We start from the raw sequence: 23,563 nt of genomic DNA on the forward strand, positions 1-23,563 counted from the left end.
ATGAAATCGTGTGTTACCCGCCATGCGTTGGGGCGATGACGCGATGAAGATATCGTGTGTCATCCTCACCATGGGCAACCGGGTCACCGAGCTGGACCGGGCGGTCGAGTCCGCGCTCACGCAGGTAGACGGCGATGTCGAAGTAGTGATCATCGGAAACGGCGCGGACGTGCCCGAGCTGGCGACCACCCCGCCGCCGGGCTCCGCCGCCACCGTCAAGACCGTCCGGCTCACCCACAACGCGGGCATCCCCGAGGGCCGGAACCGGGGCGTGCAGGAGTGCTCCGGCGACGTCGTGCTCTTCCTCGACGACGACGGATGGTATGCCACCGACAAGGTCGCCTCGCACGTCCGGGACCGGTTCGCGGCCGAACCGGACCTGGCGGTGATCTCGTTCCGGGTGATGGACCCCGACGGCAAGGTGGTGCAGCGGCGGCACGTGCCCCGGCTGCGCGCCGGCGACCCCGAACGCTCCTCGCCGGTGACCACCTTCCTGGGCGGCGCGTGCGCGATCAGGCGCTCGGCCTATTTGCAGGTCGGCGGCCTGCCGGAGAAGTTCTTCTACGCGCACGAGGAGACCGACCTGGCCTGGCGGCTGCTCGGCGAGGGCTACCGGATCGAGTACGACGCCGAACCCGTCATGTACCACCCGCTGGTGCTGCCCAGCCGGCACGCCGACTTCTACCGGCTCAACGCCAGGAACCGGGTCTGGCTGGCCCGCCGCAACCTGCCCTGGCCGCTGGCCGCCCTCTACCTGCTCGACTGGGTGGTGCTCACGCTCGTCCGCGAGCGCTCGTCGATGGCGCTCAAGGCGTGGTTCCGCGGCTTCGCCGAGGGCCTGCGCGAACCCGCGGGCGAACGCCGCCCGATGACGTGGCGGACCGCCTGGCGGATGTTCCGCCTCGGCCGCCCGCCGATCGTCTAGATCGCCGGCCCGAAGCTCATCTTCAGGTTGCTGATGGTCGAGGTCAGCAGCGCGTGTTTGGGCAGGCCGAGCTCGCTCAGCTCCTTGGCGATCGGATGGTTGCCCAGCCGGATCAGCGCCCCGCCGGGCCGCGCCCGCACCCCGCTCGGCTTCATCGTCCAGGCCGTCCGCCGGGTCACCCCGTCCAGCTGCGTGTACGCGTGCAGCGTCGGCACCCTGCGCACCGGCACCGGCATCCCCGGCCGGATCAGGATGTCCAGCACCAGCCGCCCGTCCCGCCGCAGCACACACCGCTTGTACGGCGTGCTCAACCGCAGATCGATCTCGGCCAGCTCCTTCGGGAACCCCCAGATCTCCCGCCCCGCCGCCATCGTGAACGCCTGGTCGACCGGCAGCCAGTGCACGAACAGCCCGGACCCGGCCGTCCGCAGATCGGTCAGCCCGGCCCGGAGCGAGCGCCGCGGCGGCGGCCCCGCCTCCGGCGGGCGGACCAGGAAGCCCACCCCGAACTCGTGGTAGGAGTCCAGGTCCGACTCCCGGTACTGGACGAACACCAGCGAGCACACGGCCTTGCCCGGCAGCACCTCGGTCACGTCCAGGCCCGAGTAGGCGATCACCGCGCGGGCGGCGTCGGCGCGCACCAGGTACATCGCGGTGCACGCCGTAGCGTCCCGGATCTCGACCGGGAGGTCGATCCGGCGGCCCTGGATCAGATGACTTGCCATAACGTCCAGTACACCAATGTCCGGCGTGGCCCGTACAGGCCTCAGGCCGGAACGGCGCGCCGGTGGCTGCGGCTGGCGACCAGGCTGGGCGCGCCCGCCCAGGTCTCCAGGTGCGCCACGAACGCGCCGGCCCGGTCCGGCCAGTGATAGCGCGCCCGCGCTTCCGCGTGGCCCTGAGCGCTGATCGTGGCGCGGCGGGCGGGATCGGCCTTCAGGTCCAGGACGGCCTGCGCGGCGGCTTCGGGGTCGCCGAAGGGGACGATCACGCCGTTGCCGTTCAGGGTCTCGACCGCGCGGGGGAGCGGCGTGGAGATGACGGGCACGCCGCGGGCCAGGTATTCGATCACTTTTGTCGGCAGTGAGTCCTGGTGGGCGGGCACGTCGTGCAGCAGCGACAGCCCGGCCAGGGCGCCTTCGGCCATGCGGAGCGCGTGCCGGTTGGGGACGTAGCCGAACCAGTCCAGCAGGCCCGAGCGCTGGGCGTCCCGGAGCAGCGGGCGGATGTGCGGGTCGGCCGGGCCGATCAGGTCCAGCCGGATGCCGTACGGGCGGAGCAGCCGGGCCACCTCGATCAGGTCGGCCGCGCCCCGGGTCTCGCCGAGGCGGCCGATGGCCACGATCCGGTTCTCGTCCGGCCGCTTGGCCAGCGTGTCCGGCACGTACGTGTGGTTGGGGACCACCGGGTGGTCCAGCCCGAAACGGGAGGACTCCTCCGCCAGGATCAGGTGCAGCCGGCGCTCAGCGCGGGCCTCAAGCCGCCGGACCAGCCGAGGCAGGGTTCTGCCGTCCAGCCGGGCCGCCATGTCCTCGTGCACGTCCCAGACGGTCGGCGGGCGGCGCCGGGGCAGGGCCAGCAGCAGGTCCAGGTCGTGCACCAGCAGCAGGTCGGCGTCCTTGGCGCCGCGGCGCAGCGCCGTACGGGCCGCCCTGAGGGCGCGGGCGCGGTGCAGGCCGACGGCGCGGGGCACGTCGATGGCGCGCAGCTCGGGCGCCGGGGTCACGTTGCAGTGGGTGAACGGGGCCACGTAGGTGACCTCGTGCCCGGCGTCGAGCAGCGCGCGGATCTGCCGGTGCATGATCCGCGCGTCCTCGGGATGGCGGGTGACCGTGCCGACGCATACCTTCATAGAGCGAGGCTGACCCTCGGTTCCGAAGTATCCGGATGCGTCGCGTTAATCTCCGCCGAACTACCGCTGAACTTCCGGCTTCTGATCGTCCGGAACGGCCACCGCGGGGGCCGGCTTGCGGTAGAGCCAGGTGAACCTCGGCTCCAGCAGCCACTTGAACAGGGTCCTGGTGATGGGCAGGCACAGGATGATCGCGAACACGAAGGCGCTGGCCACGATCGTCAGGGTGCCGAGCGGGCCGTTCAGCCAGGGCAGCTTGAGCAGGCCCAGGTCCTTGGCGATCAGCACCGGGATGCCGTGCAGCAGGTAGCAGTAGAGCGTGCGGGTGCCCAGGTCGGAGAACCAGGTCTCGCCGCGCGGGATCAGCGCCAGCACCGCGAAGCAGAGGGCCAGCACTCCGGCCAGGAAGGCCAGGCGGAAGCCCATCCCGTACCACCAGGTCATGTTCAGGTCGTGGTAGCTGAACCTGAAGTAGAACGGCGCGAGCTTGAGGCGCGGCGCGAGCACGATGGCCAGGCCCGCCCAGACGGCCAGCAGGGCCGCGCCGAGGATCTTGACCCAGGTGCGCTTGAGGAACTCGAAGTGCTCGGGCTTGAGCACCATGCCGAGCACGAAGAACGGCATCAGGCCGAAGAACCTGTCCATGCTGAAGTCCTGCTCCAGCTGGGAGAAGCCTGAGAACAGGTAGACCGCAATCGCCACCACCAGCGGGTAGCGCATGCGTTTCCACACCGGCGTGGTGAGCCGCCACAGCAGCAGCGCCACCAGATACCAGTTCAGCCAGGCCGGGTCGGTGATGGTGAGGGTCCACTTGCCGCCCAGCGCGAACCTGAGCAGCGCGTAGCCGAACTCCACCACCACGTACGGCACCAGGATGGTGTCGACCAGCTTGTTGACCTTGGCCTTGGAGTCCCAGAAAGAGCGGGACAGGTAGCCGCTGATGATCACGAACAGCGGCATGTGGAACGCGTGGATGAAGATGTACGCGGCCCGGTTGATGTCGTCGGAGCCGACCGTGTCCCGCAGCGAGTGCCCGGACACCACCAGCGCGATGAGCAGGAACTTGACGTTGTCGAGGTACGGCTCGCGCTTTTTCTTCGGCGGCGCGGGCTGCTCGGGTTCATCCCATTCGTCCGACTCGCGCCCGTGCGGGGTCCAGGGGGTGCCCCGGGTGGGGATCTGGGCCTGGGTGCCCTGCGCCCAGGCGGGCAGCGGGATCGGCTCGGACGGGGGACGCTGGAAGTCGGTGCCGGGCTCGTACGCGGCGGGCGCGGCCGGCGGGGGCGCGCTCGGCGCGTCGTAGGGGTTGCGGCGGCGCCACGGGCTCCACTCGTCCGGCGCGTTGATCGGGCCGTTCGGGTCGGGCCACTGCTGGCCGGGGTGCCCGGGGTGGTGTTGTGGCGGGGCCGCCGGCTGGCCTTGGGCGCGCGCGGGCGGGTAGCCCGGGTCCTGCGCGAAGGGGTCCTGCGGGGGATACCCCGGCTGCGGGGCCCCCGCCAGGGGATCGCGGAGGTCGTAGGGGTCCATCAGCGGCGGTCGGGCCGCTCCGGCGGGACCAGTCGGACCAGTCGGACCAGTCGGACCGGTGGGGCCGGTTGGACCAGGCGGGCCGGTCGGGCCATTTGGGCTGGTCGGACCGTTCGGGCCGGTTGGCCCGTTGGGCCCGCCGCCGAAGTAGTCGAACGACGGAGGGCCGCTGTCGGGCTCCTGCCCGCGCGCGCCCCGATGGCGCGGGCGGCGGACCGGGAGCGGGTCGCCAGGACCCTGCAACGGAGGCGGCAGCTGCCGCTCGGGCTCGCCGCCACCCGCGGTGGGGTCGGCCATGTCGTCGGTGATCCTGCTGATCACGCCGGTCGGTTCGTCCTCGACGATCCGCCCCATCACGCCCGTTGGCGCGTCTTCGGCGTCGGGGCCGACGCCAGGGCGCGAAGCCGGAACCGGTGGACGGTGTCGGAGCTCACTCACGGGGAAACGCTCAGCTATCTGTCGGAGACCGGGGGGCCGGCCGTGAACCGGGTAAACCGAGTCACGCCCTAGTCGGACATTAGCGAAGGCGCCCCAGGGGATCAGGTGAACCGGTGAAGCGGGACGCGTCCACAAGGGCTCTTACTTTACCGTCCCCCACCCTCGAATGTCCCCTCAGGTAGCGAACGTGATCAATGAGACATCGGGCCGGAGAGGGATTTCGGTCCCCTCCGGCCCCGATATCAGGTCTGGCAAATATCGGTCTCCGAGTCGACTGTCGACTCGTCCTCGGTGGCCGACAGCGGGATCTTGACGCCCTTCCAGTCCTGGCCGATCACCAGCTGGATGACCGGGCCGACCGCCTTCTTGACCGTCGTCGGCGGTGAGGCCGCCGTGTACGGGCCGGGGTTGGTCGGCTTGAGCGGCTTGGTGTCCGGCTTCACCTCGGCCAGCAGCACATCGGCGAGGATCTTGGAGCCGTCCCAGCCCGCGCCCTTGTAGCTGACCGTCGTCTTGGCCAGGTCGATGCCGTCGGCGCCGACGCCGTTGCCCAGCCTGACCACCTTGAAGCCCTGCGCGCTCAGCTGGTCGGCGACCTCTTTGGCCTTGCCCGAGGTGTTGGTCCCGTTGACGACCTCGACCCGCACCTGAGCGGCCTCGGTCGGCTTGGGGGTGTTGTCGGCGGGCGCCGACGCGCTCGCGGTGGCGGCCGGCTTGTCCTGCACGACCTCGGTGTCGTTCTTGATCGCGGCGAACAGGTTGTTGGCGGCCGGCTGCTTCCACTGCACCCGGTTGCTGTCCCCGACGTACGCCTCCCAGGGCACCGTGGTCGCCTTGAAGCCCTTGGCGGTCAGCCGCTGGGCGCTCCTGGCGATCTCGATCAGCCGTTCGGTGTTGAGGCGGTCGTCCATCTGGACCGACTTGGTGGCGGCGTCGATGAAACCGCCCAGCCGGCCCAGGTCGGTCAGCAACTCGCTGCTGGTGGCCTTCTTCACCACCTGCGAGATGAAGATCTGCTGGCGCTTGATCCGGCCGATGTCGCTGCCGTCGCCGAGCTCGTAGCGGGCCCGCACGTAGGCCAGGGCGGTCTCGCCCTTGACCGTCTGGGTGCCCGCTTTCAGGTTCAGCTTGGCCTTCGGGTCGACCACGGCCTTCGGCACGCAGATGTCGATGCCGTCCAGCGCGTCCACGATGTTCTTGAAGCCGGTGAAGTCCACCTTGATGTAGTGGTCGACCGGGATCTGGGTGAGGGTCTCGATGGTGCGCCGGGTGCAGATCATGCCGCCGTTGTTGAACGCCTCGTTGATCTGGGCGAGGTGGCTGGGCTTGACCGTGCCGGTCTTGCTGTCCTTGCACTCCGGGATCTGCACCATCGAGTCACGCGGGAAGCTGATCAGGCGGGCGCCGTCCCGGTTGGGCGTGACGTGCAGCAGCATGATCGTGTCGGTGCGCTCGGTGGTGTCCTCGCGGGACGCCTTCTGGCCGTACTTGCTGTTGTCGCCGGCCCGGGTGTCTGAGCCGACCAGCAGCACGTTGATCGCGCCGGTCTGGTTCTCCGGGCGGTTGGTGTCCAGCTCGTCGGTGGAGCTGCCGAAGTCGATGTTGGAGAGGGTGCGGCGATAGAGCGTGTACGCGGTGAGGGTGCCGAGCACCAGCACCGAGGTGAGCACCACGCTGGTCCAGCCGAGCGCGCCCAGGCCCTTGCCGCCACCGCCGCCGCCTTTCTTGGCGGGGGGTTTCGCGGGAGGCGGGCCCGGGGGGTGTCCGACGGAGGCGGCCACGGGCGCCGCCGCGGCGGGGACGGGGACGGGGACCGGGTCGTACCCGTCCTCCTCCTTCTTCCGCCTGCCCCAGCGGAGTCGGCGCGGCTCCTCGTCGTCATCGTCGTCGAACCGGTCGCCGACGCCCCAGCGATGCTCGTCGAAGTCCGGGTCGCCGCCGGGCCGACGGCCTGGCGGGGCCGCCTCCTCGTACGGTTCCGGCTGGTACTCCTGGTACATCTCCGAACCGAACGGCTGCTGCGGTGGCGGCGGGTACGCGTCGTAGCCCGGCTGCTGCGGGTACTGCTGCCCCTGCGGATAGGGGCCCGGCGGGTACGGCTGCTGCTGCGGCGGGTAGCCGGGCGGCGGCGGCTGCTCGTACTGCTCGTGCTCGGGCTCCTGCCGGGGGCGGCGGCGGCGCGCGCCATGGCCGTACGTGGTCGGCTCGCCGTGGCCGCCGTAGACGGGCTGGTCGCCCGCGCCGTACGCGTGCGGGCCGGTTTCCGACTGCCCCCAGACCGGCTGGTCCGGCTCGTGCGAGGGTCGGTGCCGATGGTCGCTCATACCGTCTCCTCGCCTGACATCGCTTCGAGGGCACGGGCGAGGCGGAGGCTCGGGTTACAGGTTCGCTCGCTCATTGCGCTCTGAGAGTAGGTCACCGAGCCGGGTCACGGCGCGGTGATCTCGGTTTTCGCGGGGGTTCCACCCGGCAGCCCGCCCGGGTGATCTAGCCGCAAAGCATACTTAAACACGGACATTTCACGGTATGCGAATGGGGTCGCCTTTACGTGGTGTTCACGAAATTCGCAGGTAGATGGGCGGATGGTTGGCTCATGTCCCGATCTTGTGACGTGGGGTGAGGGACAGCGCGGCGGCCATGCAGGCGAGGGGGACCGCGGGCAGCACGTACCGGTAATCGAAGACGGCGGTGGCGACGGGGACGACGAGCAGGGTCCAGGAGAGCGCCCACGGGAGTCCCCAGCGGTCGCCGCCGCGCCGGGCGCGGGCCGCGATCGGCGGGGCCAGCGCCAGGAGCAGGACCAGGGGTCCCGGCAGGGCGGCCACGCCCTGGTAGGCGCGGAGCCAGGTCGCGTAGGGGTCGGCGAGCCGGGTCGCGATGGGGCCGCGCTCGTACTGTTCGGCGTACGTCGCGCCGACGGTGGCGACATAGCGTTCCGGCGGGGGTGGGGTGCGGGCCGGGAACTCGTAGTAGGCGTATACCTCTGGGTCTGGATATATCGGGCGGCCGGGGGTGAAGGTCCTGGCCAGCTCGGTCAGGAGTGAGGCCGCGTAGTCGACCGGCTGGCTCCTGATCGCCAGCAGCGCGAATCGCTGCGCGAGCGCGTCGGTCTCGCTGGTGAAGGTGATTCCGGGGAGCTTCACCAGCGGGGACTCCGGGTCCCAGGCGTAGAACTGCGGGGGTGGCCGCTCGCCGGGCGGTCTCGGGTCGCAGAGCGCGGCGACGTCCGGTGGCGGGCGCATCACGGCGCAGTCCGCGAAGGTCATCGTGCGGACGTACAGGAAGACGCCGTTGGAGCCGACCAGGCCGGCTCGCTGGTAGGTGGCGTAGAACCAGCCCGCGTAGGCCGCGACGGGCAGCAGAGCCCCCGCCAGCATGATCGCGACCGCCCTGAGCCCGCCGTACCGGAACAGGAAGAAGCCGAAGACGGCGATCAGCGGGAGCCCGATCGTGCGGGTGAGCGTCGCGGCGGCCAGCACCAGGCCGATGGCCAGCGCCCGCCGCCGGTCCAGCCGGCCGATTCCGAGCCACCCGGCCAGCGTGATCAGGAACATGAACAGCGTGTCCGAGACGAGCAGATGCTCCAGTTCGACCTGGTACGCGTCCAGGAGCACGGGGGCGGCGGCCAGCGCGCCCACCCACGGCTTCCAGCGCCGGACCGCCAGGTAGACCAGCACGCCGGTGGCCACCCCGAGCGCGTGCTGGACGAACGTCACCGCCGCGAAGCTGTGCAGCGGTTCGAGCAGGCGCAGGAACATCGAATATCCGGCCGGCCGCACCAGATCCGGGCGCGGCCGCATCGCCGTCACGACATAGCTGTAGGAATCCGGAAACCACAGCGCCGGGCGGTACCCCAGCATCGCCCCCAGCCGCAGCAGCACCCCGACCGCGGCCACTCCGACGAACCACTGATGCCGCCGAAACCATGGCAGAACCTCCCGGACCTCGATTCCGGGGCTGGTTTCCGCCTGGGTTGTCACACTCGCGCCTTTCGGTGGATGGCCCGATCACGGTACCCGTGCGCGCGCTGTCCGCGGCTGTCGGAGGCTGCCGTTACGCTCTCGCTATTCCGATGCTCAAGGTTGATCGTTCGCACTGGCCGTCGGCGGGCAGGGTGCTCGCCGTCGGGTCGGCCCTGCCCGCGCTCGTGCTGGTCGGCTGGCTGCTGGCGGGCCTGCCGCTGGCCCTGGCGGGGTGGTTCGCGCCGGTGCCGATGCTGCTCGCGGGGGCCGCCCTCGCCACCCTGGTCGGCTGGTACGGCTTGCGCGGCCTCCCCGAGACCGTCGCCGCCACGGCCGCCCAGGTCGCCGCGATCTTCACGATCGCTCTCGGGTCCGGCGTGTTCAACGCGATCTTCCACAGTGAGCAGCTGATCGTCCGGCGGGATCCGGCCAGCTACGCGCAGTACACGATCTGGCTGGCCACGCACGGGCGGGTGCCGATCCCCGAAGACGTGGCCGCGTTCGGCGGGGCGGATCCGGCGCTGCGCTTCGACAGCATGGGGTTCTTCGCGGCCGACGGCGTGGTGGTGCCGCAGTTCATGCCCGGCACGCCGATGCTGCACGCCGCCGGGGAGTGGCTCGGCGGGGTGGGCGGGCTGCTGCTGATGCCGGCGCTGCTGGGCGCGTTCGCGGTGCTGGTCTTCGCCGGGACGGTCGCCCGGCTGGTGGGGGCGCGGTGGGCGCCGCTGGCCGCGCTGACGTTCGCGGTGTGCCTGCCGATCCTCTACACCTCGCGGACGACGTTCAGCGAGATCCCGTCGCTGATCCTGCTGTTCGGCGGGATGACCCTGCTGCTGGACGCGCGGTTCCGGGCGCGGAGCGGGGCCACGGGGGTGGGGTATCTGCCGGCCAGCCGGGCCGAGCAGCCGGTGGGGTCGTTGTGGAGCGCGCTGCTGGCGGGGTTGTCGTTCGGGCTGGCGCTGCTGGTGCGGATCGACGGGCTTCGCGATGTGCTGCCGGTGCTGGCGTACGGGGGGGTGCTGGTCGCGCTCGACCGGGTGTCGCGGGCATCGGATAAGCGGATATATCCGGATGGGCGGTTGGGGGTTCCGCTGCTGGTCGGGCTCGGGGTCGGCAGCGGGTGCGGGTTCGTGGCGGCGTATGTGCTGGCCCGGCCTTATCTGGAGTATCTGTCCGGGTCGTTGCTGCCGTTGCTGGCGATCTGCGCGGTCGTCGTCGTGCTGACCGTCGCCGGTGCGGCCGTCGCGCCCAAGATCCGGTGGCGGCCGGTGCGGCGGGTGCCCGAACTCGCGGCGGCGCTGGTCGGGCTGACCCTGCTCGCGTTCGCGGTCCGGCCCTGGGTGCAGACCGTGCGGCGCACCCCGACGACGCCCGAGGACGAGCTCACCGCGCAGTTCATCGAAGCCACCCAGCTCGCCAACGGCCTGCCGATCGACCGGACCCGGCTCTACTACGAGGACTCGCTGTACTGGGTGATTTGGTACGTCGGGGTGCCCGTGGTGGTGCTGGCGACGCTGGCGGCAGCCGTACACGCCCAGCGGCTGGCCCGGGGGCGGGGCTTCGCCTGGCTGCTGCCGCTGGCCGTCATCGGCTGGACCACGGTGACCACGCTCTACCGGCCCGCGATCACCCCCGACCACCCGTTCGCGTCCCGCCGCCTGGTGCCGATCGTCCTGCCCGGCCTGATCCTGCTCGCCGTCTGGGGGCTGCGCTGGGCCCGCGACCGAGCGCGCCGCTCCGGCTACGACTCCCGGCTGCTGCTCGCCGCCGGGATGGCCCTGGTCGTGGCCCCCGCCGCGGTCACCTCGTTCGGCACCGCGTTCACCTCCATCGAACGCGGCGAGGCCGCCGCCGTCGCCGGCCTCTGCGAGGCGATCCCCGCCAACGCCGCCGTCCTGATCGTGGAACGCGTGACCGGCGACCGCTTCACCCAGCTCGTGCGCGGCCAGTGTGGCCACCCCACCGCCCGGGTCGCCACCCCCGACGGACTGGACGTCCCCTTCGGAACCGACGTGCGCCGCCTGATCGCCGCCGTCCGCGCCACCGGCCGCGTCCCCGTCCTGCTGGCCGCCGACCCCGAGCAGCTCACCTCGTACGGCCCGCCCGCCCATGTCCTGACTCTCAGGACGCGTCAGGACGAACGCTCCTTGATCAGCCCTCCTGACGGCACCTGGACCCTCATCGTGAACGTCTGGATGTCCATTCCGGATCGCTGATGTGGGATCGCCGATCGGCTGGGCAGAGTACCCTCGACCGTCGTGAGCATGCCCCTTGAGAGCGGAAGCGCTGTGGAAGCCAACCCCTACGTGACGATCGTGCTGCCGTGCTACAACGAGCAGGATCACGTCATCGACGAGGTCGAGCGTATCTGCGCGGCCATGGACGCGAGTGGCTACAGCTACGAGCTGCTCGCGGTGGACGACTGCTCGGCGGACGAGACGTTGCTGCGGCTGCGTGAGGCCGCGCCGCGCTTCCCCCACATGCGGATCAAGGCGTTCCACCGGAACGGCGGGTCGGGGACGGTCCGGCGGATCGGGTCGCAGGAGGCGCGCGGCGAGATCGTCGTGTGGACCGACGCGGACATGACCTATCCGAACGAGCGCATTCCCGAGCTGGTCCAGATCCTGGAGAAGGATCAGACGATCGACCAGGTGGTGGGGGCGCGGACCTCGGAGGAGGGGTCGCACAAGCTGCTGCGGGTGCCGGCCAAGTGGGTCATCAGGAAGGTGGCCGAGCGGCTGGCGGGGCAGAAGATCCCGGATCTGAACTCGGGGCTGCGGGCGTTCCGTAAGTCGGTGGCCCGGCCGTATCTGCGGCTGCTGCCGCCGGGGTTCTCGTGCGTGACGACGATCACGCTGGCCTTCCTTTCGAACCAGCACGATGTGTACTACCTGCCGATCGACTACGCGAAGCGGGCGGGGAAGTCCAAGTTCAGCTTCTTCTCCGACGCGTATCGGTACATTCTGCAGGTGCTGCGGATGATCATGTATTTCAATCCGCTCAAGGTGCTGATGCCGCCCGCGCTGTGGCTGGTCGGGATCGGGGTGGTCAAGGGCGGGTACGACGTGGTCAGGCACGGGTTCTACCTGACCAGCAACACGATCGTGATCTTCCTGTCCGGCATGCTGATCGGGTCGGTGGCGTTGCTGGCGGACCTGATCGTGAGGTCCAGGGCCGAATGAGGGTGGTGATCGTCGGGCCCACCTATCCGTACAAGGGGGGTGGGGCGCAGCACACCACCGAGCTGGCCCGGCGGCTGAGCGCGGCGGGGCACGAGGTGGTGCTGGAGTCGTGGAAGGCGCAGTATCCGGCGTTTCTGTATCCGGGGCAGCAGACGATCGACGTGCCGGAGGGTGAGCCGTTCCCGGCCACCAACCGCGTCCTGGACTGGCGGCGGCCGGATGGCTGGGTGCGGAGGGGGCGGCGGTTCCGGGATGCCGACCTGGTCGTTCTCGTGCTGCTGAGTCCGGTGCAGGTTCCGCCTTATCTCGGCATTCTGTCCGGGTTGCGGCGTCGCGCGCGGGTTGTCGCGCTGTGTCACAACGTGCTGCCGCATGAGGGCAAGCCCTACGATCGGCCGCTGGTCCGGGCGTTGCTGCGGCGGGTGGATTCGGTGCTGGTGCACTCCGAGCAGCAGGCGGAGCTCGCCCGGGGGCTGACCGATCGGCCGGTCCGGGTGGCCGTGATGGCGCCGCATCTGCCGGTCGGCGTGGCGGCGAAGGCCGTCGCGGGGGAGCCGTTCCGGCGGTTGTTGTTCTTCGGGATCGTCCGGCCGTACAAGGGGCTGGATCTGCTGCTGCGGGCGCTGGCCCGGACGCCGGACGTCGCGCTCACGGTGGCGGGGGAGTTCTGGGGCGGGCAGGACGCGACCCGGGCGCTGATCGACGAGCTGGGGCTGGCGGAGCGGGTGGAGCTGCGGCCGGGGTACGTGGCCGAGGCGGAGGTGCCGGAGTTGTTCGGGCGGGCGGACGCGCTGGTGCTGCCCTATCGTTCGGCCACCGCGTCGCAGAATGTGTGGCTTGGGCACGAGCATGGTGTTCCGGTCATCGCCACCCGGGTAGGGGCGTTGCCCGACAATGTCACCGACGACGTGGACGGGCTGCTGGTCGAGCCGGGTTCGGTGGACGCGCTGGCGGAGGCGCTGCGGCGGTTCTACCAGCCGGGGACGCCGGAGCGGCTGCGGGCCGGGGTGAAGGCCGTGGATCCCGAGCCGTACTGGGCGGGGTACTTGAGCCCGCTGCTGGCTGAGTAGTGTTGATCCGTCGATCGGCGAGGAGTGGGGGACGGCCCGTGGGCAGGGAACGCGCCGCGCAGCTGGAGTACTCCGAGTTCCAGTCGGCGATGCTGGACGAGGCGAAGCGGCGGCGGAAAGCCGCCAAGATCATCGCGGTGCTCGGGCACTTTCTCGGGCGGTCCGGGGCCGAGCCGCTGGCCGGGCTGACCGTGGGCGACGTCGGGTGTTCCGCCGGGTTCATCGCGGATGAGCTGGCCGAGGCCGGCGCGCGGCGGACGTTCGGGATCGACATCGACGTGCCGGGGCTGCGGAAGGCGTCCGAGCGGTTCGGGAAGCGGGTCACGTTCGTGTGCGCGGACGGCGGGGCGCTGCCGTTCCCGGACGGATCCGTGGACGTGCTGGTCTTCAACCATATTTACGAACATGTCGTGGATCCGGATGCGGTGATCCGGGACATGCACCGGGTGCTGGCCGACGACGGGGTGCTCTATCTCGGGCTGGGCAACCGGCTGGGGATCATGGAACCGCACTACAAGCTGCCGTTCCTGTCCTATCTGCCGCCCGGACCGGCGGATCGGTATGTCCGGGCGTTCGGCCGGGCCGACCATTACTACGAGCGGTTCAGGACCAGGGGCGGTCTGCGGCGGATGCTGCGCGACTTCCACGTCTGGGACTACACGTTCCCGGTGCTCGCCTCGCCGGAGCGGTTCGCCGGCGGCGAGCTGTTCCCCGGCGCGGTCGGGCGGGTCGCCAAGGCCACGCTGGAGAAGACGCCGCGTCCGGTGCTGACGGGACTCCTCCCGGTCGTGCCGACCTATCTGTGGGTGGCCACCAAGACGCCGCGGCGACCGCTGGGACCGGTTCTGCCGCAGCCGCCGGAGGCGGTCCGGCCCCGGTGAGCCTGAAAGGTCTGCTCCGGGTCGGGTTCCTGCTGGTCGCGCTCGGGTTCGGGATCTGGGCCGTGGCCGGGCAGTGGGACCAGGTGTCGGCCGGGCTGGCCCGGCTGTCCTGGGCGGCGCTGGCCGGGTCGTTCGTGGCGGTGCTCGGGGCGCTGTTCGCGGGCATGCTGATGTGGCGGGCGCTCCTGGCCGACCTCGGCTCACCCCTGCGGATCACCGACGCGGCGAAGATCCTCTTCGTCGGGCAGCTGGGCAAGTACATCCCCGGATCGGTCTGGCCGATGATCGCCCAGATGGAGATGGGCCGCGACCACGGCATCCCCCGGGAACGCAGCGCCGCCGCCTTCTTCCTGACCTATCCGATCTATCTGGCCAGCGGGCTCTTCCTGGCGGCCGGCACACTCCCCGTCTTCGCCGGCGAGTCCGTCGCCGAGTACGCCTGGCTGCTGCTCCTGCTCCCCGTGCTGATCGCCGGACTCCACCCCGCGGTCGTCAACGGCGCGCTCAACCTCGGCCTGCGGCTGCTCCGCAGGCCGCCGCTGGAACGGCCGCTCAGCCGCCGCGGCGTGCTCACCTCGGTCGGCTGGGCCTTCGCCGGCTGGGCCGCGTACGGCGTGCACCTGGCCCTGATCGTCCACGGCCTGGGCGCCCAAGGACCACGCGCGGTCGTCCTCAGCTTCGGCGCGTTCGCGCTCGCCTGGAGCCTCGGCTTTCTGTTCGTCATCGCCCCGGCCGGAGCCGGCGTCCGCGAGATCGCCATGATCGCCGCCCTCGCCCCCGTGCTGGACCGGGGTTCGGCCATCGCCGCCGCCCTGGTCTCCCGGGTGGTCGTCTCGCTGGGAGATCTGGTGTGCGCCGCCGCCGGATGGACCGCCCGAAATCGCCGCCCCGCCAGCGCAAATGTCGATAAATCCGTGGAATAGCCACGGAATCCGTATCTGAGCGGTATCTGGCCATGTGATTTCGCTCACGTTCCGTCGATCCGCGTCTTAGAGTTGCGATGGAAGGGCGAGGGGGATCGGGGATTGCGCTCACAAGGCGCCGCCACCCGGCTGTCGCGGGGGATCTCCCACGCAAAGCGACAAAGCGCGCTTCGTCCGGTTCGAGGGTCCGGGCGGGTCGCGGTGAGGGGAGCGATCCTTCGTGAAACCCCGTGTGCTCGTCGACGCGGCGGCTGTCCCCGCCGACCGAGGCGCCCTGATCAGATACGTTGACGGACTACTCGCCGCGCTGACCCAGGCCGGCGCCGATCTCGCCGTGGTGTGCCAGCGCTCCGACGCCGAGCGATACCGGCGGATGGCCCCATCCGCGCGGATCCTCCCCGGCCCACCCGCGATCACCAACCGGGGGGCCCGGCTCGTCTGGGAGCAGACCGGGGTGCCGGTGCTCGCCCGGCAGGCCGGCGCGCAGGTGATCCACGCCCCCTCCTATTCGATCCCGATCCGGGCCGGGCTGCCGACCGTGGTCACCGTGCACGACGTGACCTGGTTCACCGAGCCGGAATGCCAGGGCACGGCGAAGGCGTCCTACTTCCGGTCCGCCACCCGTACGGCGGTGCGGGGGGCGAATCGGGTGATCGTGCCGTCGAAGGCGACCCGGGATGAGCTGATCCGGGTGCTGGGGGCGGATCCGACCCGGATCGACGTGGCGTATCACGGGGTCGATCCTGAGCTGTTCCATCGGCCGAGTGAGGCCGAGGTGCGGCGGGTGTCGGACCGGCTGGGGCTGCACGGGTATCCGTACGTGGCCTCGCTGGGGACGTTGGAGCCGCGGAAGAACGTGGCGAATCTGGTGCGGGGGTTCGCGAAAGCCGTACAGGATCTGGATTCGCCGCCCGCGCTGGTGCTGGCCGGGGGGCTGATCGAGTCCTCCGACGCGGATGTGGACGCGGCCGTGCGGGAGTTGCCGTCGGGAGTGCGGGTGGTGCGGACCGGGTATCTGCCCTTCTCCGACCTGGCCGGGTTCTACGGCGGCGCGCTGGTGGCGGCGTTTCCTTCGCTGGTGGAAGGGTTCGGGATGCCGGTGCTGGAGGCGATGGCCTGCGGCGCGGCCGTGCTGACCACGCGGCGGACCTCGCTGCCCGAGGTCGGCGGGGACGCGGTCGCCTATACCGAGCCGGACGCGACCAGCATCGCGACCGCGCTGCGCGCGCTGCTCGACTCGCCCGAGCGCAGAACGGCGCTCGGAGCGGCGGGTTCGGCCAGGTCACGCGAGTTCACCTGGGCGGCTTCCGCGGAAGCGCATCTGGTGTCATACCAACGGGCACTGGAGTGTTGAGCTAACCTCACCCCTGTGACGGACAGTTCTTTGCCCGCGCCTCTTGAGGCGATTTTGTTGGTCGGCGGGCGGGGTACCCGGCTGAGGCCGTTGACGCTGGTCACGCCGAAGCCGCTACTGCCGACGGCCGGAGTGCCGTTCCTGGCCCATCAGCTGGCCCGGGCGCGGGCGTTCGGGGTGCGGCGGATCGTGTTCGCCACCGCCTACCGGGCGGCCATGTTCGCGGACGCGTTCGGTGACGGCTCGGCCTTCGACCTGGAGATCGAGTACGTCACCGAGGACACGCCGCTCGGGACCGGGGGCGCGATCAGGAACGCGGCGCGGGCGCTGACCTGCCCGCCGGACGCGCCGGTGCTCGTGCTCAACGGCGACATCCTGTCCGGCCACGACATCCGCGCCCAGATCGACCTGCACCTGTCCGGCGACGCCGCCGTCACCTTGCACCTCACCGAGGTCGAGGACGCCTCCCGGTTCGGCTGCGTCCCCATCGACGAGGACGGCCGGGTGCTCGCCTTCCTGGAGAAGACCCCGAACCCGGTCACCAACCGGATCAACGCCGGCTGCTACGTCTTCCGCCGCTCCGTGATCGACTCCATCCCGCCGGACCAGGTCGTCTCGGTGGAACGCGAGACCTTCCCCACCCTGATCGAATCCGGTGACCGCGTCCTGGGCTTCGCCGACTCGACCTACTGGCTCGACGTCGGCACCCCCGCCGCCTTCATCCAGGGCTCCAGCGACCTGGTCCGCGGCGCACTCGCGTCCCCCGCGCTCCCCGGCTCTCCCGGCGACTCCCTCCTGCTCCCCGGCGCGATCGTCTCCCCCGAAGCCAAACTCACCGGCGGCACCGTGGTCGGCACCGGCGCCACCATCGGGGCAGGCGCTTTAATCCGCGGCAGCGTCATCGCCGACGGCGCCACCATCGCCCCCGGCGTCATCATCACCAGCTCCGTCATCGGCGCCCACGCCACCATCGCCGCAGGCAACGTCCTCCGCGACGCCATCATCGGCGACAACGCCAACATCGGCCCCAACAACGAACTCACCTCAGGCGCGCGGATCTGGCCGGGAATCACCCTCCCGGAAGCAGCCATTCGCTTCTCCAGCGACGCCTGACCCACGTGACCACGCCTTCAACCAGGGTCCACAAAGCGGCCCTTTTGGCGCCGGTGCGGCGAGAGCTGATCGCATACGTAAACGGCGCCGGATAACGGCGATGAACCTGGTTGAGCGTGCTTGAATCGACTGTGCCCGAATCGTCCTTTGCTGAGCGGGTCTGGCGGCCGGAGGGGGCGCTTGACCTGGGGCTGACGTTGTCGCCGCATCCGCATGGGGGTGGGGATCCGACGTGGCGGCGTGCGCCGGATGGGGCGACTTGGCGGGCTTGTCGGACTCCTGTGGGGGTGGGGAGTCTGCGGGTGATCTATCGCGGGGGGCAGGTGCAGGCGAGCGCCTGGGGGCCCGGGGCGGAGTGGTTGGTGGAGGGGCTTCCGGAGTTGCTGGGGGCTTCTGACGATATTTCGGGGTTTGGCGACATGCTGCGGCGGGCGGCGGGGTCGGGGGAGGCTTCGGTGCGGGCCAGGGCGGCGTTTGTGGGGGAGTTGGCCGGTCGGCATCAGGGGTTGCGGATCGGGCGGTCGGGGCGGGTGTTCGAGGCGCTGGTTCCGGCGGTGCTGGAGCAGAAGGTAGTCGGGCGAGAAGCTTGGCGGGCTTGGCGGTGGCTTGTTCGGAAATATGGGGAAATAGCGCCTGGGCCGGTGCCGGAGGGGTTGACGGTGATGCCGTCGCCGCAGGAGTGGCGGCGGGTTCCGTCGTGGGACTGGCACAAGGCGGGGGCGGAAGCCGTACGGGCCAGGACGATCATCAATGCGGCGACGCACGCGGAGAAACTGGAGAGCGGGTCGAGCGCGGAGGCCGATCGGGTGCTCCGGGCACTGCCGGGGATCGGCGTGTGGACGTCGGCTGAAGTGCGGCAACGGTCGCACGGTGATCCGGACGCGCCGAGTGTCGGGGACTATCACCTGCCGAGTGTCGTCGGGTATGCCTTCACCGGACAGAAGACCGACGACGCGGGCATGCTCGAACTGCTGGAGCCCTTCGCGGGCCACCGCCACCGCGTCATCCGGCTGATCGAACTCAGCGGGATCCGGCCGCCGGCGCGCGGTCCGCGCATGGCCGTGCGGGACTATCGGTCTTTCTAGACCCCCTGCGCACTCGCGACCAGCGGCGGGAGTCGTAGGGTGCGGCTTATGACGCCAGAACAGCCTGACGTAGCAGGGGACCGGACCAATGGGAACGCGATGCGGCGGGCGCTGGCCCGCGCACGCGACGGGAAAACGCTCGACGTCGCCGAGGCCGCCGTGCTGTTGCGGGCTCGGGGGACGGATCTGGACACGCTGCTGTCCCACGCCGGACGGGTCAGGGACGCGGGCCTGGCCGCCGCCGGCCGGAGCGGCATCGTCACCTACAGCCGCAAAGTCTTCATCCCGCTGACCCGGCTGTGCCGGGATCGCTGCGGTTACTGCACGTTCGCGACCGCGCCACACCGCCTGGAGAGCGCATTCCTCGCCCCGGACGAGGTGCTGGAGATCGCCAGACAGGGTGCCGCGCTGGGCTGCAAGGAAGCCCTGTTCACCTTGGGCGACCGCCCGGAGGACCGCTGGCAGCCGGCCCGGGACTGGCTGGACGCCCACGGATACGACGACACGCTGTCCTATGTCCGGGCGATGGCCGTCCGCGTGCTGGAGGAGACCGGTCTGCTCCCGCACCTGAACCCCGGCGTCCTGACCTGGCGCGACCTGCAACGACTCAAGCCGGTCGCCCCCTCGATGGGCATGATGCTGGAAACCACCTCACAAGCCCTCTTCCTCACCAAGGGCGCCGCCCACTACGGCTCCCCCGACAAGGACCCGGCCGTACGGCTCCGCGTCCTGGAAGACGCCGGACGATCCAACGTCCCGTTCACCACCGGCATCCTGATCGGCATCGGCGAGACCATCGACGACCGCGCCGAATCGATCTTCGCCATCCGCCGGGTGGCCCGTGAGTACGGCGGCATCCAGGAAGTCATCATCCAAAACTTCCGCGCCAAACCGGACACAGCCATGCGCGGCCTTCCTGACGCCGACCTGCACGAACTCGCCGCGACCATCGCCGTCACCCGCTTGATCCTCGGCCCCCGCATGCGCGTCCAGGCCCCGCCGAACCTGATCGGCGACGAGTACGCGCTGATGCTCCGCGCCGGAATCGACGACTGGGGCGGCGTCTCCCCGCTCACCCCCGACCACGTCAACCCCGAACGCCCGTGGCCGCACATCGACGAACTCGCCGCCCGTACGGCTGACGCCGGGTTCGCGCTGCGGGAGCGTCTGACGATATATCCGGAATATGTGGTGGCTGGGGAGCCGTGGCTCGACCCCCGGCTGCGCGAGCACGTGGCCGCGCTCGCCGATCCCGCCACCGGGCTGGCCCGTGAGGACGCCGTACTGGTCGGGCGGCCGTGGCAGGAACCGGACGGGGGATTCGCGGCGATCGGGCGTACCGATCTCTATACGACGGTGGATTCCGAAGGCCGTACCAGCGATCGGCGGGACGACTTCGACAACGTTTACGGCGATTGGGACGCGCTGCGGGAGCGGCTGCCCGCCGGTAGCGGACCTGTGCGCGGGGACGTCAGGGAGGCGTTGCGGCAGGCCGAGAGCGATCCGGCCGCGCTCACCGACGCGCAGGCTCTCGCGCTGCTCGGTCTCGCGGGTGACCAGAACGGCGTCGGCGCCGACGACGACGGCCTCGCCGAACTGGGCAGGATCGCCGACGGCCTGCGCCGCGAAACGGTGGGCGACGACGTCACCTATGTGGTGAACCGGAACATCAACTTCACCAACGTCTGCTACACCGGCTGCCGGTTCTGCGCGTTCGCCCAGCGGCGCACCGACGCCGACGCGTACACGCTCAGCCTCGACCAGGTGGCCGACCGCGCCGCCGAAGCCTGGGCCGCCGGGGCGACCGAGGTGTGCATGCAGGGGGGCATCCATCCGGATCTGCCCGGGACGGCGTACTTCGACATCGCTCGCGCGGTCAAGGAACGGGTGCCGGACATCCACATGCACGCGTACTCGCCGATGGAGGTGATCAACGGCGCGAGCCGTACGAACCTGTCCATCCGGGACTGGCTGAGCGCCGCCATCGACGCCGGCGTCGACTCACTCCCCGGCACCGCCGCCGAGATCCTCGACGACGACGTCCGCTGGGTCCTCACCAAGGGCAAACTCCCCACCCGCGAGTGGGTCGACGTCATCACCACCGCCCACCGCCTCGGCGTCCCCACCACCTCGACGATGATGTACGGCCACGTCGACAACCACACCCACTGGGTCAGCCACATCCGCCTGATCCGCAAGATCCAGGAGGAAACCGGAGGCTTCACGGAGTTCGTCCTCCTCCCGTTCGTCCACCACAGCGCCCCCATCTACCTGGCCGGCATCGCCCGCCCCGGCCCCACCCCCCGCGAGAACATCGCCGTCCACGCCCTGTCCCGCATCCTCCTGCACGGCGCGATCGCCAACATCCAGTGCTCCTGGGTCAAACTCCGCGACGACCTCTGCCGCTCCGTCCTCCAGGCCGGCGTCAACGATCTCGGCGGCACCCTCATGGAGGAAACCATCAGCCGCATGGCCGGCTCAGAAAACGGCTCCTACAAAACCATCACCGACATCGCCGCCATGGTCGCCCCCACCGGCCGCCCCCTCCGCCAACGCACCACCTCCTACGGCACCCCCACCCCCGAAAGACAATCCACCGCCCAGGCCAGCGACGGCGTCACCCCCAGCGTCCGAAAAATCCTCCCCCTGGTGTAACCACCGGACGGCAGGACGGTCCGCCTTCACGGGCATGCGTGGTGGGTACGGCCGTCTCTGCCGTCTGGCGGTGCCATCATCCGGTGAATCGGGGTGTCGTAAGTTATTCTGTGCAGGATTCCTGCATGAAGCTCTAGATGACCGGGCGGACAGCCTGGTAATCGTGGGAGGTCGACCGTGCTGATCCGGTTCCGGGTGGCCAACCACCGGTCTATTCGGGCTGAACATGAGCTGTCGCTGATCGCCACCGAGTTCGACGAAAGCACTGCGCGGAAGACCGGTCTCCAGCACAAAGGCCGGGATGTTCTCGCTCAGCCCGTGCTGGGGGTGTTCGGGGCGAACGCTTCCGGGAAATCCAATCTGCTCAGCGCCTTCGCGTTCATGCAGGACGCGGTGCGGGACTCGTTCGCCGATTGGGCGAAGACGCCGGACGCTGTTCCTCGCGAGCCCTTCAAACTCGATCGCGAGTCGCGCGCGGCGACGAGCCTGTTCGAAGTCGACCTGGTGCTGGGCGAGGAGCCGGTCCGCTACACCTATGGCTTTGAGTTCTCTGATGAGCGGGTCGAGGCCGAGTGGCTGCACGCGTATCCGCGTGGCCGGCGCAACGTTTGGTTCGATCGCGAGGCGGGCCGTCCGGATTCGGAGGGCGGAGAGTTGATTTTCAAGGGCGAAGGCTTCAAGGGCGAACGTGAATCCTTGGTGAAACTGACCCGCCCGAACGCCTTGTTCCTGTCCGTTGGCGCGGCCTTGAACGATCCTCAGCTATCCCTGATCCATCGGTGGTTTCTCAACGGGCTTTGGCTGGTTCGGCCTGGGGCCCTTCTTGGCGCACGGGTAGAACTGACCAAAGGACTCGCGACCGTGCCAACGCTGGCCGAGCACTACTACGAGCGCATCGTGCGCCTGCTGCGATCAGCTGACCTTGGTGTCACCCGTCTGGATACCGACCCCGAGACCGGGGAGATCAGGCTGTGGCACGGCACGTCGGACGGAGGAGAGGCATCGCTGGATTTCCACGGTGAGGAATCGCTGGGAACGCACGCCTGGATCGCCTTTCTCGGGCTCATGGTCGTGACGCTGGATACAGGATCGCTGCTGATGGTGGACGAGTTGGACGCAAGCCTGCATCCCGCCCTGGCGGCTGAGGTGGTCCGGGTCTTCCAGTCGCCTGAAGCGAATCCGCGGGGCGCGCAACTGGTCTTCACCACACATGACGCGACCTTGCTGGGCAACGCCGTGCTCGATCGTCCGCTTGGCCGGGACCAAGCGTGGATCACTACGAAGAACCGCTCCGGCGAAACCGAGTGGTATCCGTTGGCCGAGGCGAAACCACGCCGGGAGGAGAACCTCGAACGCGGCTACCTTCGCGGTAGATACGGCGGCGTCCCGCGCGTCACCGCAGGAGAGATCGCCCACGAGGTCGCCCGGCACGACCCGTCCGCTCATGACCCGAAGACACCAGCGTGAACAGGCGCACCGAGTCGGGCAACCGGAAACGGCGTGGCCGACTGGACGACGAACGGCCGCTGGTCCCCCGATCGGGCGTACGATCGCGCGAAGTCCGCGTGCTGTACGTCGCCTGTGAGGGCGAATCCACGGAACCCGACTACCTGCGATACCTAAACGAGCGATTCGGAGACGCTGACGGCGGCCCGTGGCGCCCGTTCCGTATTCAGCCGGTTTATCGGAAGAACGGGATGACTCCGTCCGCCGTGGTCGCGGCCGTCAAGGACATGGCCGCCGAGGACGAGGCCTGGGCGCTCTTCGATCGGGACCAGCGGGACGACATCCCGAATGCGATCAAGGTCGCGGCCGAATCCGGCATCGAGGTCGCGTTCTCCCATCCATCCTTCGACCTCTGGCTCCTCCTGTACTTCCAGCCGTTCTGCGGAAAACAGAGCGGCAGCAGCAAGATCGTGATCGAGAAGCTCCGCCAGGCCGGAGGCGCCTTCAAGGACTACGACAAACGCGGCGACAAGAGCATCCGAGACGCCCGTCGGGACGCCTTGAACGGGCGGGAGCGCAGCGCGATCACGAATGCTCGGACCTTGATCGCCTCGTGCCCTCACGGCTCATGCACCCACAAACAATCGGAAACAATCGGAAACAGACCCCGTCAACCGCTCCGCCGAACCCTTGCCGCCAGAGCACTGGTCGGCTCGCTCCGGCCACGCCCCGGACTGTCCGGTTCTCCAGCGTGATCCGTCAACCGACGTCTGGCGCCTCCTGGTCGCTTTGGGAATCGGCGTGGCTAGCGGTTGAAAGGTTGCCCTGGCGTCAGCCCATAAGGGCTGCTCCGACGGCGGCACACAAGGGCGGCCCTTAGCGTCGGCGGATGCGGGGTCACACCGGCGGCGGGGAGTGAGGGCTGCCCCGGCATCGGCGGATGAAGGTTGCTCCGGCATCGGCGGACAAAGGCGGACCTGGCGTCAGTGGATGCGGGCTGCTTGGCGTCGGCGGATGAGGGCGGCGGCCCTGGCGTCGGCGGGTGCGGATTGCCCCGGTGTCAGCCGATGAGGGCTGCTCGGGTGTCGGTGGATGAAGGTTGGGCTGGGGTCAGCGGATGAGGGTGTAGTCGGTGGGGTTTCTTGGGGGG

General features: G+C 70.0%; 17 protein-coding genes. 12 read left to right on the top strand and 5 right to left on the bottom strand.

Going from position 1 to position 23,563, the window contains the following annotated elements; genetic code table 11:
• Positions 1 to 43 precede the first annotated feature (43 nt).
• Positions 44 to 925, top strand: a complete 882-nt coding sequence (locus Acor_RS26700) for a glycosyltransferase family 2 protein (RefSeq protein WP_155339505.1) — start codon at positions 44 to 46, stop codon at positions 923 to 925.
• On the opposite strand, the gene Acor_RS26705 is transcribed toward Acor_RS26700, so the two are convergent.
• The 5 genes from Acor_RS26705 to Acor_RS26725 form a co-directional block, all read right to left on the bottom strand.
• A complete protein-coding gene (locus tag Acor_RS26705; RefSeq protein ID WP_155339506.1) occupies positions 922 to 1,650 on the bottom strand; it encodes an acetoacetate decarboxylase family protein in 729 nt (242 codons plus the stop codon). The genes Acor_RS26700 and Acor_RS26705 overlap by 4 nt on opposite strands.
• A 41-nt stretch (positions 1,651 to 1,691) precedes the next feature.
• Positions 1,692 to 2,777, bottom strand: a complete 1,086-nt coding sequence (locus Acor_RS26710; RefSeq protein WP_155339507.1) for a glycosyltransferase family 4 protein — start codon at positions 2,775 to 2,777, stop codon at positions 1,692 to 1,694.
• Between the two features lie 60 nt (positions 2,778 to 2,837).
• On the bottom strand, positions 2,838 to 4,742 hold the full coding sequence (locus Acor_RS26715; protein ID WP_155339508.1) for an acyltransferase family protein: 1,905 nt from the start codon (positions 4,740 to 4,742) through the stop codon (positions 2,838 to 2,840).
• 242 nt (positions 4,743 to 4,984) lie between these two features.
• Positions 4,985 to 7,066 (bottom strand): LCP family protein, encoded by a 2,082-nt coding sequence (locus tag Acor_RS26720; RefSeq protein ID WP_246239143.1) that lies wholly within the window; start codon positions 7,064 to 7,066, stop codon positions 4,985 to 4,987.
• 267 nt (positions 7,067 to 7,333) lie between these two features.
• Complete coding sequence (locus Acor_RS26725; protein WP_246239145.1) at positions 7,334 to 8,722, bottom strand: glycosyltransferase family 39 protein; 1,389 nt, start codon at positions 8,720 to 8,722, stop codon at positions 7,334 to 7,336.
• A 92-nt stretch (positions 8,723 to 8,814) separates the two neighbouring features.
• On the opposite strand from Acor_RS26725, the gene Acor_RS26730 reads away from it, so the two are divergent.
• The 11 genes from Acor_RS26730 (at position 8,815) to Acor_RS26780 (ending at position 23,168) form a co-directional block, all read left to right on the top strand.
• Complete coding sequence (locus Acor_RS26730) at positions 8,815 to 10,920, top strand: hypothetical protein (protein ID WP_170317090.1); 2,106 nt, start codon at positions 8,815 to 8,817, stop codon at positions 10,918 to 10,920.
• A gap of 48 nt (positions 10,921 to 10,968) precedes the next feature.
• On the top strand, positions 10,969 to 11,886 hold the full coding sequence (locus Acor_RS26735; protein ID WP_155339522.1) for a glycosyltransferase family 2 protein: 918 nt from the start codon (positions 10,969 to 10,971) through the stop codon (positions 11,884 to 11,886).
• Positions 11,883 to 12,956, top strand: coding sequence for a glycosyltransferase family 4 protein (locus tag Acor_RS26740; RefSeq protein ID WP_155339509.1), 1,074 nt, complete (start codon positions 11,883 to 11,885; stop codon positions 12,954 to 12,956). Before Acor_RS26735 ends, Acor_RS26740 begins: the two co-directional genes overlap by 4 nt.
• Before the next feature lie 38 nt (positions 12,957 to 12,994).
• Positions 12,995 to 13,837: a class I SAM-dependent methyltransferase gene (locus tag Acor_RS26745; RefSeq protein ID WP_246239146.1), complete on the top strand. Its 843-nt coding sequence runs from the start codon at positions 12,995 to 12,997 to the stop codon at positions 13,835 to 13,837.
• Positions 13,834 to 14,760 (top strand): lysylphosphatidylglycerol synthase domain-containing protein, encoded by a 927-nt coding sequence (locus Acor_RS26750; protein ID WP_155339510.1) that lies wholly within the window; start codon positions 13,834 to 13,836, stop codon positions 14,758 to 14,760. The genes Acor_RS26745 and Acor_RS26750 overlap by 4 nt, the downstream gene beginning before the upstream one ends.
• Before the next feature lie 220 nt (positions 14,761 to 14,980).
• Positions 14,981 to 16,114: a glycosyltransferase family 4 protein gene (locus tag Acor_RS26755; RefSeq protein ID WP_155339511.1), complete on the top strand. Its 1,134-nt coding sequence runs from the start codon at positions 14,981 to 14,983 to the stop codon at positions 16,112 to 16,114.
• A 15-nt stretch (positions 16,115 to 16,129) separates the two neighbouring features.
• Positions 16,130 to 17,227, top strand: a complete 1,098-nt coding sequence (gene manB / locus Acor_RS26760; protein ID WP_155339512.1) for a mannose-1-phosphate guanylyltransferase — start codon at positions 16,130 to 16,132, stop codon at positions 17,225 to 17,227.
• A gap of 302 nt (positions 17,228 to 17,529) precedes the next feature.
• On the top strand, positions 17,530 to 18,312 hold the full coding sequence (locus Acor_RS26765) for a DNA-3-methyladenine glycosylase family protein (protein ID WP_308805692.1): 783 nt from the start codon (positions 17,530 to 17,532) through the stop codon (positions 18,310 to 18,312).
• A gap of 48 nt (positions 18,313 to 18,360) precedes the next feature.
• Complete coding sequence (locus Acor_RS26770; protein ID WP_155339513.1) at positions 18,361 to 20,967, top strand: bifunctional FO biosynthesis protein CofGH; 2,607 nt, start codon at positions 18,361 to 18,363, stop codon at positions 20,965 to 20,967.
• 177 nt (positions 20,968 to 21,144) lie between these two features.
• Positions 21,145 to 22,434, top strand: coding sequence for an AAA family ATPase (locus Acor_RS26775; protein WP_155339514.1), 1,290 nt, complete (start codon positions 21,145 to 21,147; stop codon positions 22,432 to 22,434).
• Positions 22,435 to 22,532: 98 nt separating this feature from the next.
• Positions 22,533 to 23,168 carry an RloB family protein gene (locus Acor_RS26780; RefSeq protein WP_246239157.1) on the top strand — a complete coding sequence of 212 codons (636 nt, stop codon included), beginning with the start codon at positions 22,533 to 22,535 and terminating at the stop codon, positions 23,166 to 23,168.
• Positions 23,169 to 23,563 lie beyond the last annotated feature (395 nt).

This window comes from Acrocarpospora corrugata (assembly GCF_009687845.1).
Lineage (GTDB): Bacteria > Actinomycetota > Actinomycetes > Streptosporangiales > Streptosporangiaceae > Acrocarpospora > Acrocarpospora corrugata.